The 14466-nt window shown below is 72.0% G+C and carries 13 protein-coding genes; 4 read left to right on the forward strand and 9 right to left on the reverse strand.

What is annotated here, in order from left to right:
- Window positions 1–16: 16 nt before the first annotated feature.
- From ACP7BP_RS19005 to ACP7BP_RS19030, 6 genes are all read right to left on the reverse strand, one after another.
- Window positions 17–1159 carry an acyl-CoA dehydrogenase family protein gene (locus tag ACP7BP_RS19005; protein WP_426246906.1) on the reverse strand — a complete coding sequence of 381 codons (1143 nt, stop codon included), beginning with the start codon at window positions 1157–1159 and terminating at the stop codon, window positions 17–19.
- Window positions 1156–2190 (reverse strand): LLM class F420-dependent oxidoreductase, encoded by a 1035-nt coding sequence (locus ACP7BP_RS19010; protein ID WP_426246908.1) that lies wholly within the window; start codon window positions 2188–2190, stop codon window positions 1156–1158. Before ACP7BP_RS19010 ends, ACP7BP_RS19005 begins: the two co-directional genes overlap by 4 nt.
- Window positions 2191–2546: 356 nt before the next feature.
- Complete coding sequence (locus ACP7BP_RS19015) at window positions 2547–4298, reverse strand: ABC transporter ATP-binding protein (RefSeq protein ID WP_426246910.1); 1752 nt, start codon at window positions 4296–4298, stop codon at window positions 2547–2549.
- Window positions 4295–6028 (reverse strand): ABC transporter ATP-binding protein, encoded by a 1734-nt coding sequence (locus ACP7BP_RS19020; RefSeq protein WP_426246912.1) that lies wholly within the window; start codon window positions 6026–6028, stop codon window positions 4295–4297. Before ACP7BP_RS19020 ends, ACP7BP_RS19015 begins: the two co-directional genes overlap by 4 nt.
- Window positions 6029–6183: 155 nt before the next feature.
- Window positions 6184–7284, reverse strand: a complete 1101-nt coding sequence (galK, locus tag ACP7BP_RS19025) for a galactokinase (RefSeq protein WP_426246914.1) — start codon at window positions 7282–7284, stop codon at window positions 6184–6186.
- Window positions 7285–7331: 47 nt separating this feature from the next.
- Window positions 7332–7880 (reverse strand): YbaK/EbsC family protein, encoded by a 549-nt coding sequence (locus ACP7BP_RS19030; protein ID WP_426246916.1) that lies wholly within the window; start codon window positions 7878–7880, stop codon window positions 7332–7334.
- A 66-nt stretch (window positions 7881–7946) separates the two neighbouring features.
- On the opposite strand from ACP7BP_RS19030, the gene ACP7BP_RS19035 reads away from it, so the two are divergent.
- A complete protein-coding gene (locus ACP7BP_RS19035) occupies window positions 7947–9005 on the forward strand; it encodes a glycerophosphodiester phosphodiesterase family protein (RefSeq protein WP_426246918.1) in 1059 nt (352 codons plus the stop codon).
- Window positions 9006–9087: 82 nt separating this feature from the next.
- Here the strand turns inward: ACP7BP_RS19035 and ACP7BP_RS19040 are convergent, their stop codons facing one another.
- Genes ACP7BP_RS19040 through ACP7BP_RS19050 form a run of 3 tightly spaced genes read right to left on the reverse strand, consistent with a single transcriptional unit; the run spans window position 9088 to window position 10996 of the window.
- Window positions 9088–9330 (reverse strand): PspC domain-containing protein, encoded by a 243-nt coding sequence (locus ACP7BP_RS19040; RefSeq protein WP_426246920.1) that lies wholly within the window; start codon window positions 9328–9330, stop codon window positions 9088–9090.
- On the reverse strand, window positions 9327–9740 hold the full coding sequence (locus ACP7BP_RS19045) for a hypothetical protein (RefSeq protein WP_426246922.1): 414 nt from the start codon (window positions 9738–9740) through the stop codon (window positions 9327–9329). The genes ACP7BP_RS19040 and ACP7BP_RS19045 overlap by 4 nt, the downstream gene beginning before the upstream one ends.
- Before the next feature lie 11 nt (window positions 9741–9751).
- A complete protein-coding gene (locus ACP7BP_RS19050; protein WP_426246924.1) occupies window positions 9752–10996 on the reverse strand; it encodes a PspC domain-containing protein in 1245 nt (414 codons plus the stop codon).
- 143 nt (window positions 10997–11139) lie between these two features.
- Here ACP7BP_RS19050 and ACP7BP_RS19055 point away from each other — a divergent pair, with 143 nt between their 5' ends.
- The 3 genes from ACP7BP_RS19055 (at window position 11140) to ACP7BP_RS19065 (ending at window position 14422) form a co-directional block, all read left to right on the forward strand.
- Window positions 11140–12420 (forward strand): PspC domain-containing protein, encoded by a 1281-nt coding sequence (locus tag ACP7BP_RS19055; protein ID WP_426246926.1) that lies wholly within the window; start codon window positions 11140–11142, stop codon window positions 12418–12420.
- Window positions 12413–13087, forward strand: a complete 675-nt coding sequence (locus ACP7BP_RS19060; protein WP_426246928.1) for a LuxR C-terminal-related transcriptional regulator — start codon at window positions 12413–12415, stop codon at window positions 13085–13087. Before ACP7BP_RS19055 ends, ACP7BP_RS19060 begins: the two co-directional genes overlap by 8 nt.
- A gap of 174 nt (window positions 13088–13261) precedes the next feature.
- Window positions 13262–14422: a glycosyltransferase gene (locus tag ACP7BP_RS19065; protein ID WP_426247186.1), complete on the forward strand. Its 1161-nt coding sequence runs from the start codon at window positions 13262–13264 to the stop codon at window positions 14420–14422.
- The last annotated feature ends 44 nt before the right edge of the window (window positions 14423–14466 follow it).

A 14466-nucleotide genomic window follows, 5' to 3' on the forward strand; every position in this document is an offset into this window, starting at 1 on the left:
ACGCTAGCGGTACGGCTCAGACGCCGAGACTGCGGCCGATGATCTCCTTCTGGATCTCGGTGGTGCCGCCGTAGATCGTCTGCACGCGGCTGTTCACGTAGGCCCGGGCGATGGGGTACTCCATCATGTAGCCGTAGCCGCCGTGGAGCTGCACGCCCTGGTCGACGAGCTTCTTCTGCAGCTCGGTGGTCCACCACTTCGCCATCGACGCGGTCTTGGCGTCGAGCTCGCCGCGGACGTGGCGGGCCAGGCAGTCGTCGACGAAGACCCGCGCGATGTGGGCCTCGGTGGCCATCTCCGCCAGCACGAAGCGGTTGTGCTGGAAGGATCCGATCGGCTTGCCGAAGGCGGTTCGCTGCTTGGCGTAGGACAGTGACTCGTCGAAGACGGACTCGCAGGCGGTCGCGGCTGAGACCGCGATCGAGAGACGCTCCTGCGACAGGTTGGTCATCAGGTGGACGAAGCCGGCGCCGGCCTCGCCGAGCAGGTTCTCCTTCGGCACGCGGACGTCGGAGAAGAAGAGCTCGGCGGTGTCCTGGGCGTGCTGGCCCACCTTGTCGAGGTTGCGGCCGCGCTCGAAGCCCGCCATGCCGCGCTCCACGACGAGCAGCGAGATGCCCTGGTGGCCGGCGTCGGGGTCGGTGCGCGCGACCACGACGACGAGGTCAGCGAGGATGCCGTTGGAGATGAAGGTCTTCTGGCCGTTGAGCACGTAGTGGTCGCCCGCGTCGACCGCAGCGGTGCGGATGCCCTGCAGGTCCGACCCGGCGCCCGGCTCGCTCATCGCGATGGCCGCGATCAGCTCGCCGGAGCAGAGACCCGGATACCACCGCTGCTTCTGCTCGTCGCTCGCGCACGCGACGAAGTAGGGCACGATCATGTCGTTGAGGAGTGGGTACGCCGCGCCGTACACACCGCGGCGGGCCATCTCCTCACCGATCACCGCGTTGTAGCGGAAGTCGGGCGTGCCGCCCCCGCCGTACTCCTCCTCGAGCTGGAGTCCGAGCAGCCCCTGCGCGCCGGCCCTGGTCCAGGCGTCCCGGGCGACGACGCCGTCGGTCTCCCACTGCGCGTGGCGGGGCACGATCTCCTTGTCGAGGAACGTGCCGACCGCCTCGCGGAACGACTCGTGCTCGGCGTCGAAGACGGCGCGGGTCACTCGAGCCACTCCTTGACCTGGGCGACGGTGGCGGCCGGGTCGTCGGAGGCTGGACTCACCTGCAGGTTGGTGACGCCGGCCTCCTTGAAGGCTGCGATGCGCTCCTTGACGTACGACGCCGGGCCGACGAGGTTGCCCGCCTCGAGCCACTCCAGGGGGACCTTCGCCTCGGCGTCGCGCTTGTTGCCACCGAGGTAGAGGTCCTGGATCTCCTTGGCCTCCTTCTCGTAGCCGTACTGGCAGGCGAGGTCGTTGTAGAAGTTCTTGCCCCGCGCGCCCATGCCGCCGACGTACAGCGCGTACAGCGGCCGGGCGAAGTCCAGGAGCGCCTTGGTCTCGGGGCCCTCGCCGATGGCGACCATGCCGCCGGCGGCGATCTCCAGCGGTGCCAGCCCCTCCTGGCGCTTGGCGGTGCCCTTCGCGAGGGCCTCGCCCCACACGGTGCTCGCCTTCTCGGGGTGGAACAGGAACGGCAGCCAGCCGTCGGCGTACTCCGCCGCGCCCTCGACGCTCTTGGGCCCGAGGGCGGCGACGTAGATCGGCACGCTCGTGCGCTCGGGGCGGGTGAGCAGCTTGAGCGGCTTCCCGAGACCGGTGCCCTGGCCCTCGGGGAGGGGAAGGGTGAACAGGCCGTCGTGCACCAGCGTCTCGCGGCGCAGGCCGCGGCGGACCAGGTCGACGATCTCGCGGGTGCGGGCGAGCGGCTTGTCGTAGGGGACGCCGTGGAAGCCCTCGATCACCTGCGGTCCGGACGCACCGAGGCCGAGGATGGCGCGGCCGCCCGAGACGTTGTCGAGGCCGGCCACCGTCTGCAGGATCGCGCCGGGGGTGCGCGAGAAGACGTTGATGATCGCGGAGGCGATCTCGACCTTCTCCGTGCGCGCGGCGAGGTAGCCCATCAGGGTCGGCGAGTCGAAGCCGTAGGCCTCGGCCACCCACACCGTGTCGAGCCCGGCCCGCTCGAGCGCGGTCACCTGGTCGGCGGCCTCACGGGGGTTCCCGGAGTACATCAGTGGCATGGAGAGCTTCATGCCCGGATCGTGACACCTTCACTGTCACAATCGCAACCTTGGGTGTCGGCCGGGTATCCGTGCGTGCCCTCGCGTGCCCCCCGCGTGACCCTGCGCGCGGCCCTGCGTGCGGCCCTGCGTGCGGCCCTGCGTGCGGCTTTGCGGGTGGGCCGGTCGGCAGACCCGGTCCGCGCCGTTGCTGGAACGTTGGTACCAGGGCGGGTTGCGCGAACGTTCCAGCAACGGCCGCCCTCGTTGGCGCGAACGTTCCAGCAACGCGGGTTGCGCGAACGTTCCAGCAACGGCCGCCCTCGTTGGCGCGAACGTTCCAGCAACGCGGGTTGCGCGAACGTTCCAACAACGGCGACTCGGGTGCGTCAGCTCCCGCTGCCGCCGTTCCAGGAGTCCCAGAGCGCGGCATACGAGCCACCGGCTGCGACCAGCTCGTCGTGGGAGCCGAACTCCGAGATCACGCCGTCCTCGACCACCGCGACCCGGTCGGCGTCATGGGCGGAGAAGAGGCGGTGCGCGATGGCGATGACGGTGCGGCCGTGGAGTACGGCGGCCAGCGAGCGCTCCAGGTGGCGAGCCGCGCGCGGGTCGATGAGAGAGGTGGCCTCGTCGAGCACGAGCGTGTGCGGGTCGGCCAGCACCAGCCGGGCGAGCGCGATCTGCTGCGCCTGCGCGGCGCTCACCGATCGGCCGCCGGAGCCGACGACGGTGTCCAGCCCGTCGGGCAGGGCCTCGACCCAGTCGAGGGCGTCCACGGCGTCGAGCGCCGCCCGGATCTGCGCGTCCCCGGCACCCGGCGGGGCGGCGAGCGCGAGGTTCTCGCGCAGCGACCCGACGAAGACGTGGTGCTCCTGGGTGACCAGTGCGACATGGCCGCGCAGGTCCGCCAGCGGCAGCTCGACCAGCCCGACACCACCGACGGTGACCGAGCCAGTGCGTGGCGGGTGGATGCCTGCCAGCAGCCGGCCCAGGGTGGACTTGCCGGCGCCGGAGGGACCGACCATGGCGATCCGCTCGCCGACCCCGACGTCCAGTGACACGCCGTGCAGCACGTCGCGCCCGTCGACGTAGGAGAAGCGCACGTCGTCGGCGTCCAGCTTCTCGTTCTCCGGCTGGGCGCCAGTGGCCACCCGGTCGTCGGGCACCTGCGCGACACCGAGCAGGCGGGCCAGCGACGCCGCGCCCATCTGCAGCTCATCGAGGATCGACACGATCCGGTCGACGGGATCGATCAGCATCTGCACGTAGAGCGTCGCCGTGGTCACCTCGCCCAGGGACACGGTCCCTTGCGTGTAGAGCCAGCCACCGAACAGCAGCGTGGTGACCGTGGGCAGCAGGTAGGAGACCTCCATGCTCGGGAAGAAGACGGTGCGCAGGTAGAGCGTGTAGCGCTCCGCCCAGTACGACGCCCTGCAGTCCTCGTCGATCTGGAGGATCCGCTCGTCCTCCAGCCCGAGCGCCTCGACCGTGCGCGCGCCCTCGACGGTCTCGGTGAGGGTCGCGTTGATCTCCGAGTACGTCGCGCTCTCGCGGAGGTAGCCGTCCTTGGCGCGGGCGAGGTACCACCGCAGGCCGATCACGAGCGGGGGGATGCCGATCACGCACGGCAGCACCACCCACCATCCGACGCTGAGCGCGGCCGCGAAGGTGAGGATCGCGGTGACGACGGCGATGGTCCACTCGGGCAGCGCCCACCGCACCGACCACCCCAGCTGGTCGACGTCGCGGCTGGTGCGGGTGAGCAGATCACCGGAGCCCGCCGACTCGACGACCCCGACCGGGAGCTGCAGGGCGTTGTCGACGAAGTCCTCGCGGAGCTCGGCCAGCACGGTCTCCCCGAGCACCTGGCTGATCAGCCGCGCGTAGCGCGTCACGAGCGTCTGGAGCAGCAGGAACCCGGCCAGCAGGGCGATGATCCGGTTGACGTGGCCGAGCGTGGTGCCCTGCTCCACGGCCTCGACGAGGTCGCCGATCAGGCGCGGGGCCGCGAGCGCGGCCAGCGCGGCGAGCACGTGCAGGGAGAGCGCGCCCCACAGCATCCGGGGGTGCCGGCGGGCGATCCGGACGGCGTAGCGGCGTACGGCGGGACCGTCGGCGACGGGCAGCTTGGTGCTCATCGGGCCACCTCCTCGGCGGCGCCCGCGACCCGGGTCACCGTGGCGCGGTAGCCGGGGTGGTCGCGCAGCAGCTCGGCGTGCGTGCCGGTGGCCGTGATCCGGCCGTCGACCAGGAAGGCGACCTCGTCGACCGCGTCGAGCATCAACGGGCTGCTGGTGGTGATCACGGTCGTGCGGCCGGTCCGGTGCGCGCGCAGCCGCGACGCGATGCGGGCCTCGGTGTGCGCATCGACGGCCGAGGTGGGCTCGACGAGCACGAGCACCTCGGGGTCGCTGGTGAGCACCCGGGCCAGCACCAGGCGCTGCTGCTGGCCGCCCGAGAAGGATCGGCCGCGCTCGGTGACCACCGTGTCGAGCCCGTCGGGCAGCGCGTCCATGATGTCGTCGCCGCTCGCGGTGGCCAGGGCGCGCCGCACCCGCTCCTCGCCCCCGGTGCCGGTGACGTCGAGGCGGTCGCCGAGGCGCCCGGAGAAGAGGGCAGTGCCGGTGTCGGAGACCACGATGCGCCGGCGTACCTCCTCGCGGGAGAGCCGGGTGAGCGGTACGCCACCGAGGGTGACGTCGTCGTCGATCTCGGCGTGCGCCATGCCCAGCCGGTCGGCGAGCTCGGCGGCCGCGTCGGGCTGCTCCGAGACGATCGCCGTGATCCGGCCGGCGGCGATCAGCAGGCCGGTGCGGGCGTCGTACAGGTCGGAGCCGGTCGGCGGCGACGGAGCCGGGTCGGCAGGGCCGGAGTAGTCGGGGGTCAGCGCCAGGACGGTGCAGACGCGGCGAGCCGACACCCGTCCGCGGATGAGCTTGTTGGCGAACTCCGTGACGGTGCGGAGCGGGATCATCAAGAAGGCGGCGTAGCCGTAGAACGCGACCAGCTCACCCGCCGAGATCTGGCCCTGTACGGCGTAGCGTGCGCCGAGCCAGACCACGAGCACCACGAAGACACCCGGCAGGAGGACCTGGAGCGCGTCGAGCACGGACTGCACGCGCGCGACCTCCACGCCGGCCCGGCGGGTGGTCTGCGACTGGCGGCGGTAGCGGCCGAGGAAGACCTGCTCGCCGCCGATGCCGCGCAGCACCCGGAGGCCGCTGACGATGTCGCTGGCGGTGTTGGAGAGCTCGCCCATGAGCTGGCGCTGGTGGGCGCTGCGCGTCTGCAGGGGCTTGAGCAGCGGCCCCACCGGGAGCATCAGCAGCGGAACCCCGACCAGCACCACGAGGCCGAGCGTGACCGAGGTGCTCAGCAGGATCACCGAGACCAGCAGGAACGAGACGATGGCGCCGGCGAAGCGCGCCGTGACGTCCATGACCTGACCGAGGTGGGAGAGGTCGGACGTGCCGATCGCGACCACCTCGCCGGTCGAGACCTTGCGCGGCAGGGTGCCGCCGAGGTGCACGGCCTGGCGGCCGACGAGCTGGACCGTGCGGTAGGCGGTGGTCAGCCAGTTGGTCACGGCGAAGCGGTGCCGCATGATCCCGCTGACCGCCTGCACCAGGCCGATGGCGAGCATGATCAGCGCCCACTTCAGCAGGGCGTCGGAGTCCTTGGCCGCCACGCCCTTGTCGATCGCGCGGCCGAGTGCGGCGGGCATGACCGCCTGCGCGCCCATCCACACGACGCCGAACGCCATCCCGCCGGCCAGGGTGCGCCACTGCCCCTTGGCGAGCCACCACAGGAACCGCCCCGGTGAGCGATGGTCGGCGATGCCGGGGTCGTCGAGCGGAAGTAGGCGCACCCCCCAACGTTACGGAGTGGGCGGTCGCCCTGCCATGGGTTTTCCTGGCGAGTGGGGTTCGCCTCGTCACCGCTCATGTAACGCGGTGTTGTGCCCACTGGCGCGGGTCTGCAGGCCCGCAGGAGTGGCTATAACACCGCGTTACATGGGGCGGGTCAGGTGTCTCGGCCGGCGCCGGGGGAGGGCACGACGGGGAGGTACGACGGCGCCGGGTGGCCGGCTCCCAGCGCGGCCGTGGTGACGGCGCGCTCGACCGCCGCGCGGCGCTCGACGGGCACGAGCGCGATCACCGCGCCTCCGAAGCCGCCACCGGTCATCCGGGCACCGAGGGCACCGGCCTCGACCGCGGTCTCGACGATGAGGTCGACCGCGGGCACCGTGTTCTCGAAGTCGTCGCGCATCGACGCGTGTGAGGCCGACAGCAGCGGCCCGATGTCGGCCAGCTGCCCGCCGCGCACCAGCTCGACGCAGTCCAGCACCCGCTGGTTCTCGGTGAGCACGTGCCGCGCGCGACGCTGCGTCTCCGGGTCGTCTGCCAGGGCATCGAGCGCGGCGCCGACGTCGTCGACCTCGCGCAGCGTCTCCACACCCAGCCGTCGAGCGGCCGCCTCGCAGGCCCGGCGCCGCTCGGCGTACGCGCCGTCGACCAGCTCATGTGGGGCCTGCGAGTCGACGACCAGGAGCTCGAGCCCGGCGGCCGCCGGGTCGCACTCGACCGGCTCCACGGTCAGCGCCCGGGCGTCGAAGAAGCTCAGGTGCCCGGCGCGGGAGTGCAGGATCGCCATCTGGTCGAGCAGGCCGGTCGGCGACCCGACGTAGTCGTTCTCGACGCGCTGCACGATCTTCGCCAGCTCGGTGGCCTCGATGTCCAGGCCGGCCAGCCCGGTCAGGGCGAGGGCGACCGAGCACTCCAGCGAGTGCGACGACGACAGTCCGGCGCCGAGCGGCACGTCGGTCGCGATCTCGAGGTCCGCTCCGGGCACCTCGACGCCAGACTCGGCGAGCGCCCAGGCCACGCCCGCGACGTAGGCGCCCCATCCGTCGACCGCGCCGGGCTCCCCGGGGGTCTCGAACTCGATGGCGTCGTGACCGACCGAGCCCGCCGCGACGGTGCGGTCATCGCGCCGGGCGGCCGTGACCGTGGTGCGCAACGGAAGGGCGAAGGGCAGCGCGAAGCCGCCGTTGTAGTCGGTGTGGTCGCCGATGAGGTTGACCCGGCCCGGGGCCGACCAGGTGCCGCTCTGCGAGTCGCTCACGGTGGGCCAATCTAGTGGTGGGACGGGATCTGCGATCCGATGGGCGGCTAGCGGCCGAGGCCCTCGACGACCTCGGCGCCGGGCAGCTCGCCGACCAGGCGGCCGGGCAGCAGCAGCTTCGAACGGCGTACGCCTGAGCCGATCACGGCGACCTCGAGGTCGAGCACGCCGGCATCGACCAGCACGCGCCACGCCGGCGGGAGGCCGAGCGGGGTGATGCCGCCGTACTCCATCGCCGACTCGGCCACGGCCCGATCCATGTCGAGGAACGAGGCCTTGCGGACGTCGAGGGTGCGCTTGACGAGACCGTTCACGTCGGCACGGGTGTCGGCGCGGACGACGCACGCGGCCACCCGCTCCTCGCCGTCGCGGCGGCCGGAGACGACGACGCAGTTGGCGCCGGAGGCGAGCGGCAGGTCGTACGCCGCGCTGCAAGCCGCCGTGTCGGCGAGCTCGGGGTCGATCTCGAAGACGCCCACCCCGGCCGCGCCGGACCAGCCGTCGAGCGCCGCGGCCACCGCGGGTGCGAGCAGGTCGGGCCGGTCGAGAGCGGGCACTGTGGTCACGGAGCCCAGGGCAGGCGTGGTCGACGTCATCGCGTCATCATCGCCCATTCATGTCGGCGTCACCGCCCGGTGGTCGGGGCAGCCCACGCTGGCGCGGTGACCCTCACCCAGCTCGCGCCGTCGCGCGGCCGCGAGACCAGCCTGGTCGTGACCCCGGCCGTGGTCGCCCATCGCGGCGCCTCTGGCCACCGCCCCGAGCACACGCTCGACGCCTACCGCACCGCCATCCGGATGGGTGTCGACGACATCGAGCTCGACGTGGTGGCCACCCGTGACGGAGTGCTCGTGGCCCGGCACGAGAACGAGATCGGCGGCACCACCGACGTCGCCGACCACCCGCGGTTCGCCGACCGGCGGACCACCAGGATGATCGACGGCGAGAGCCTGACGGGCTGGTTCACCGAGGATTTCACGCTCGACGAGCTCAAGCAGCTCACGGCGCGCGAGCGGCTGCCGAAGCTCCGCTCCGCCAACACCTCCTACGACGGGCGCGAGGCGGTGCCGACGCTGAGCGAGGTGCTGGCGATGGTGCAGGCGGAGTCGGTACGCCGGGGCCGCGGCGTCGGCGTGATGGTCGAGCTCAAGCACGCGTCGTACTTCGACATGCTGGGGTTGCCGCTCGACGTGCCGCTGCTCGCCGACCTCGCCCACCACGGCCTCGACCATCCGCGGTCGCGTGTCAGCGTGATGGCCTTCGAGACCACGATCCTGCGCCGGCTGGCCACGGAGTGCCGGCTGCCGTTGATCCAGCTCGTGGGAGCACGGCGCGAGCGCCCGGCCGACCTCGTGGCCGTCGGTGACCGCCGCACGTACGCCGACCTGGTCACGCCCGAGGGGCTGGGCTGGGTCGACGAGTACGCCGACGGCCTGGGCGTGATGAAGGGCCTGGTGCTGCCCCGCGACGCCACGGGCCGCACCGGCTCTCCTTCGAATCTCGTGCGCGACGCGCACCGGCACTGGCTGACCGTGCACGTGTGGACGCTGCGCGCCGAGAACGCCTACCTGCCCGTCAACTTCCGCGGTCCCGGCCGCCCGCGCCAGCACGGCGACCTCGCCGCCGAGGCGCGGGCCCACCTGGCGGCCGGGGTCGACGGGCTGATCACCGACCACCCGGACCAGGTGATCCCGGTGGTGGGGGACCTCGCGCACATGTAACGCGCAGTTATGACCACTGGGCGCCCGGTCTACGGGGGTCCCAGTGGTCATAACTGCGCGTTACATGGAAGGCGGCCGACGCTCAGTCCTCGGGGAGCACCACCCAGGCGACCAGGTAGGCGATGGCCACCGACCCGAACCCGAAGACCACGCCGAGCACTGTCAGCAGGCGCACGAGCGTCGGGTCGAGGCCCAGGTGCCGGGCCAGGCCCGCGCAGACGCCGGCGACCATCCGGTCGTCCTGGCTGCGGGTGAGCCGCCGCCTCGGTGCGGTGGCCGGTGGGACGTACGACTGGCTGTTCTGCGGTGCGGGCTGCCCGGTCACCGGGAGTCCTCCTCGTCCTGTGCGGTGTGGCTGCTGGTGGTGTCGGCCTCGGGCTCGCCTGCCGGAGCGGCCGGTGAGGCGGCCGGTGAGGAGTACGGCGTGGAGTACGGCGCGGCGTACGGCGTGGGATACGTGGCCGCGTACGCCTGGTAGCCGGGCCGCTCGGCGGCCGCCGCCCGGCGACGCCCGCCGAGGGCGATCGCGAGCAGTCCGGCGGCGCCCCCGAGCACCCAGGGCACGGGCAGCAGCCAGCGGATGTCGCCGCCCTCGATGAGGTCGCCCTCGATCGCCGCCCACACTCCGGCGAGACCGAGGAAGGCGATGCCCATCACGAGGTGGCCCACGTTGATCGGGTGCCGCCCGGTGGACGACCCGGAGGTGGTGCTCTCGGTGGTGATGTCGGTGCTCATGGTCTCGTTCCTCACTGGCTGATGATGATCTGGCCGACGCCGAGCTTGGCGTCCACGTCGATGGTGGGCTGGTCCGCGCCGGCGCTGCGGCTGCCGCTGATCGTGGTGTCGATCCCCCCGGTCTCCTGTCCGAAGACCTCGACCGAGCCGGGGCCGTCGACGGTGCCCTCGGCCGTCACGGTGACGCCGGGCGGCACGATGACGTTGATCCGGCCGGCGCCGCCCTCGATGACCACGGAGCGGCCGTCCAGCTCGTCCGGGTCGGCCACGTCGGTCAGGTCGACGGTCATCTCACCGGCGTCGTTCCAGTAGCGGGCCTGCACCTCGGCGGCGGTGTCCGGGCTGTAGACGACGGTGCGGTCGTCGATGTTGGAGATCACGGTGGTGACGACCAGCGGGACCGTGATCAGCAGGCCCAGCAGGATCAGGCCCCCGGCGCGGCCCCAGAAGGCACCGACCGCCAGCATCACGCCGGTAATGCCCACGGCGAGCGCCGGGTAGGCGCTGTCGACCACGTCGACACCGGAGAGCTGGACGATCCCGAGGGTGCCCAGTGCCAGCGCGATCAGCGCGAGCGTGAACCAGAAGAGGATCGGCCCGCCCTTGCGCGGGTCGCGCGGCCGCGGCGACGGCACGTAGGAGTACTGCGGCGGCGAGTACGACGCGTCGTACGAGCTCGCCTGTGCCTGTGCCTGCGCCGGCTCGGCGGTCGGCACGGCTGGCACCCAGCCCTGCTGGACAGTGCCGTGCCGCATGCGGCGCTCGTGGCGCCGGTTCAGCATGAACCACGCCAGCAGCGCGACCAGCGCGAGCGGCCAGGGGAACCAGTTGCCGCCCCAGGTCCCGCCGAGCAGGGCGATCGCGGCGAGCACGCCGATGACGATCAGCGCGACCCCGCGTGCCTTCTCGTCGAGGTTGACCGGCGCGTGGTCCTCACCCTCCTCCGGGACGAGCAGCCACAGGGCGCCGTACGCGAAGAGCCCGGCACCGCCGAAGAACGCGGTGACGACGAAGGCCACCCGCACGATGATCGGGTCGATGTCGAGGTGCCGGGCGAGCCCGCCGGAGACTCCGGCGACGTGGCGGTCGGTGCGAGAGCGGCGGAGACGGCCCAGGTCGGTGATGTCGTCGCGGGTCACCCGCGGACCGTCGTCGACGGCCGTGACACCGGGCGCAGCCTCCTGGGCTCCAGGCTGGGCTGCGGGGGGAGGTCCCTGCTGGGCGTCGCCCTGCGGAGGAAGGTCTGAAGAGGTCATGTCCACAGCCTGCGGCGTCGCCGGCCCCGACACCATCGGGGAGGACCCTGATTCGCACGAGGCGGGCCGGGTCCACCCTCAGGGTCGGCTAGGGGTCTTGCCTCATGGTCGGGACCCCGGGCCTCTGCGACGATGGCACCAACATGAGCAACGCCACCGACCTCCCGCGCACAGTCCGCCGGGCTGCCCGTGACTCGGCCGAACCCTTCGTGGGCGGCGTCGCCTCCGGTCTCGCCCGGCACCTCGGCCTGCCCGTGCTCTGGGTGCGTGCGGCGTTCGTGCTGATGGCGACGATGGGCGGCATGGGCATCGCGCTGTACGCCGCGCTGTGGGTGTTCCTGCCCTCCGACGCGTCGTTCGAGACCTCGGCGCCCGGCCTGGAGAGCGCGTCGCGCACCGGCAAGCGACCGCGCCGTGTGCCGCGGCTGACCGACGTCGGCCCGGCCATCGCTCTCGGCGCGCTCGGATTCGGCGTGATGCTCGTGGTCGAGGCGTTCTTCGGCCGCGGCGCGCTGTTCTGGCCGGTCGTCATCGGGCTGGCCGGCATCGCCCTGCTGTGGCGGCAGGCCGACGAGGTGCAGCGCGAGCGCTGGCTCGACACCACCGGCCGGATCGACTGGTACCGAGCTGTCTTCGGCACCGGCGGCTGGGCGTCGTACGTCAGGATCGCCGCTGGCCTCACCCTGGTCATCTCCGCCTTCGCCGCCTTCGCCCTCACCAGCGGCCAGGTCGGCGCCGCTCGGGACGTCGTGGTCGCGGGCCTGCTCGGCATCGTGGGCGTGGCGCTGGTCATCGGCCCGTGGATGGTCCGGCTGGTCGGCGACCTCGGCGCGGAGCGTGCCGAGCGCGTGCGCACCCAGGAGCGCGCCGACATGGCCGCCCACCTCCACGACTCCGTGCTGCAGACCCTCGCGCTGATCCAGAGGAACGCCGACGACGGCGCCACGGTCGCCCGGCTGGCCAGGGCCCAGGAGCGTGACCTGCGGTCGTGGCTGTACGCCGGTGAGTCCACCGACGCCACCACCCTGGCCGGGGCGCTGCGCGAGATGGCGGCGCGGGCCGAGGACGAGTACGTCGTCGTCGTCGACGTCGTGGCGGTCGGCGACCTAGTGGTGCACGACTCGATCCGGCCCCTGGTGCACGCGACCCGCGAGGCGGTCACCAACGCCGCCAAGCACGCCGGCACCGGGCGCGTCGACATCTACGCCGAGGTGCTCGACGACGCCGTCGAGGTGTTCGTCCGCGACCGTGGCGTCGGCTTCGACCCGGCGGCGGTGCCCGACGACCGGCTCGGCGTCCGCAACAGCATCATCGACCGGATGACCCGTCATGGTGGCACCGCCGTCATCGACTCGTCGCCGGGCAACGGCACCAACGTCCGGCTGCGGATGCCCCGCACCGCGAGAGGAGAGCACGATGTCTGAGGCAGTCGGACCGGTCCGGGTGGTCATCGTCGACGACCACGCGATGTTCCGTGCGGGGGTGCGGTCCGAGCTGGCCACTGCGGGAGCCGGCCTCGTCGACATCCTGGCGGAGGCCGCCGACGTGGACGAGGCGGTCGCCGCGATCCGTGCGCACCAGCCCGACGTCGTACTCCTCGATGTGCACCTGCCGGGCGGCGGAGGAGTCGAGGTGATGCGGAGACTCGCGTCGTCCCCGACCGCGATGGTGGCGCCCCGGTTCCTGGCCCTCAGCGTCTCCGATGCGGCGGAGGACGTCATCGGGACCATCCGTGGCGGGGCCCGCGGCTACGTCACCAAGACGATCACCGGCCCCGAGCTGGTGTCCGCGATCGGCCGCGTCTCCGAGGGCGACGCGGTGTTCTCCCCGCGGCTGGCCGGCTTCGTGCTCGACGCGTTCGCCGGCTCCATCGACGTCGCGCACGTCGACGAGGACCTCGACCGGCTCACCGAGCGCGAGCGCGAGGTGATGCGGCTGATCGCCCGCGGCTACGCCTACAAGGAGGTCGCGAAGGAGCTGTTCATCTCCATCAAGACCGTCGAGACCCACATGTCGGCGGTGCTGCGCAAGCTGCAGCTCTCCTCGCGCCACGAGCTGACCCGCTGGGCCAACGACCGCCGGCTTCTCTGAGCGCCACTCCGCATCCGTGGCGCTGTGCCGCCCGGATGGGGCGCCCCACTTCGCCGCTTCGGCGCGGGAAGCACGCCCCAAGCGTCGGGCACCTGCTGGGGACCTCAACCTCGCAGTCAACGCACGACCGGCCTTGCCGAGAGGGAGGCCTGGTGGCAGCCTCGATACGTGCGCGTGCTTTGTGCGACGACGGCGAACGACGGCCACTTCGGGCCGCTCCTGCCCTTCGCGCGCGCTCTGGCCGCAGCGGGACACGAGGTTCGGGTGGCCGCGCCCGCGTCGTACGCAGGCGCCGTAACGAGGGCAGGATTTGCACACGAACCATGCGCCGATGCTCCGCCCGAGCTGATAGGTCCCGTCATGGGCAGATTGCCAACCTTGGCATTCGAGGAGGCTGACGACCTGGTCATCCGTGAGGTGTTCGCTCGGATCGACGCGCAGGCCGCGCTACCTTCGCTCATCGCGACGATCGAACGTTGGCGCCCCGAGCTGGTGATTCGAGAGTCTGCCGAGCTCGCCTCGCTCGCTGCCGCCGAGCGCGCCGGGGTGCCCCACGTGCACGTGTGCATCGGCATGCACGAGGTCGTGTCTCGATTCGCGGAGGCCATCGGCGACCCGCTGGATGAGTTGGGTCGCCTGGCCGGTTTGGTCGACGGTCGGCTGAGGGCGGCGCTCGCTTCCGAGACGATCCTCAGTCTGGTGCCCGAGGTACTCGACCGGGCGAGTGGCCAGGCTGCGGGCAGCGACGGCTTCATGCGCTTCCACGAACCTTCCCCACCCATCAGCAGCCACCGCCTTCCCGACTGGGGCGATCCGGAGGCACCGCTTGTCTACGCCACCTTCGGATCGGTCACCGGCTCGCTGCCTACGTTTGCAGGTGTCTTCCGTGAAGCGCTGGACGCGCTCGCCGACGTCGAGGCGCGGGTCCTGATGACGGTTGGGCGCAAGCTCGACCCCGCCGACCTCGAACCCTGGCCGCCGAACGCGCAGGTGGAGCAGTGGTGCCCGCAGAATGCCGTGCTCAAGCACGCGGCGGCGGTGCTCGGGCATGGCGGATTCGGCACGACCATGGGCGCGCTGGCGGCGGGCATCCCTCAGGTCGTCGTGCCGCTCTTCAGCTTCGATCAGATCGTCAATAGCGAGCATGTCGCGGCTGTCGGCGCCGGACTCAGTGTCGGGAGGGGTCCTGCATCAGTTGCACCCGCGTCAGCACAGGTTCCTCGACTTCTTGAGGATCCCAGGTACGCCGCCGCGGCGCGCCGTATCGCAGCGGGGTTGGACAACCTTCCGCCGGCCACCGACGCCGTGCCCTTCCTCACCGGCCTTGTCGCCTGAACGAGCAGCCAATCGGCTACCCGGGAAGGTGCGTCGTACCGCCG

Origin of the sequence: Nocardioides sp. LHG3406-4, assembly GCF_049897745.1 — a bacterium.
Taxonomy (GTDB): Bacteria; Actinomycetota; Actinomycetes; order Propionibacteriales; family Nocardioidaceae; genus Nocardioides.

What these genes read in the sequence shown, in the direction of transcription:
- ACP7BP_RS19060 (WP_426246928.1), top strand. Translation starts at nt 12,413, where the DNA reads ATGTCTGAGGCAGTCGGACCGGTCCGGGTGGTCATCGTCGACGACCAC.
- ACP7BP_RS19015 (WP_426246910.1), bottom strand. Translation starts at nt 4,298, where the DNA reads ATGAGCACCAAGCTGCCCGTCGCCGACGGTCCCGCCGTACGCCGCTAC.
- ACP7BP_RS19055 (WP_426246926.1), top strand. Translation starts at nt 11,140, where the DNA reads ATGAGCAACGCCACCGACCTCCCGCGCACAGTCCGCCGGGCTGCCCGT.
- ACP7BP_RS19050 (WP_426246924.1), bottom strand. Translation starts at nt 10,996, where the DNA reads ATGACCTCTTCAGACCTTCCTCCGCAGGGCGACGCCCAGCAGGGACCT.
- ACP7BP_RS19010 (WP_426246908.1), bottom strand. Translation starts at nt 2,190, where the DNA reads ATGAAGCTCTCCATGCCACTGATGTACTCCGGGAACCCCCGTGAGGCC.
- ACP7BP_RS19045 (WP_426246922.1), bottom strand. Translation starts at nt 9,740, where the DNA reads ATGAGCACCGACATCACCACCGAGAGCACCACCTCCGGGTCGTCCACC.
- ACP7BP_RS19030 (WP_426246916.1), bottom strand. Translation starts at nt 7,880, where the DNA reads ATGACGTCGACCACGCCTGCCCTGGGCTCCGTGACCACAGTGCCCGCT.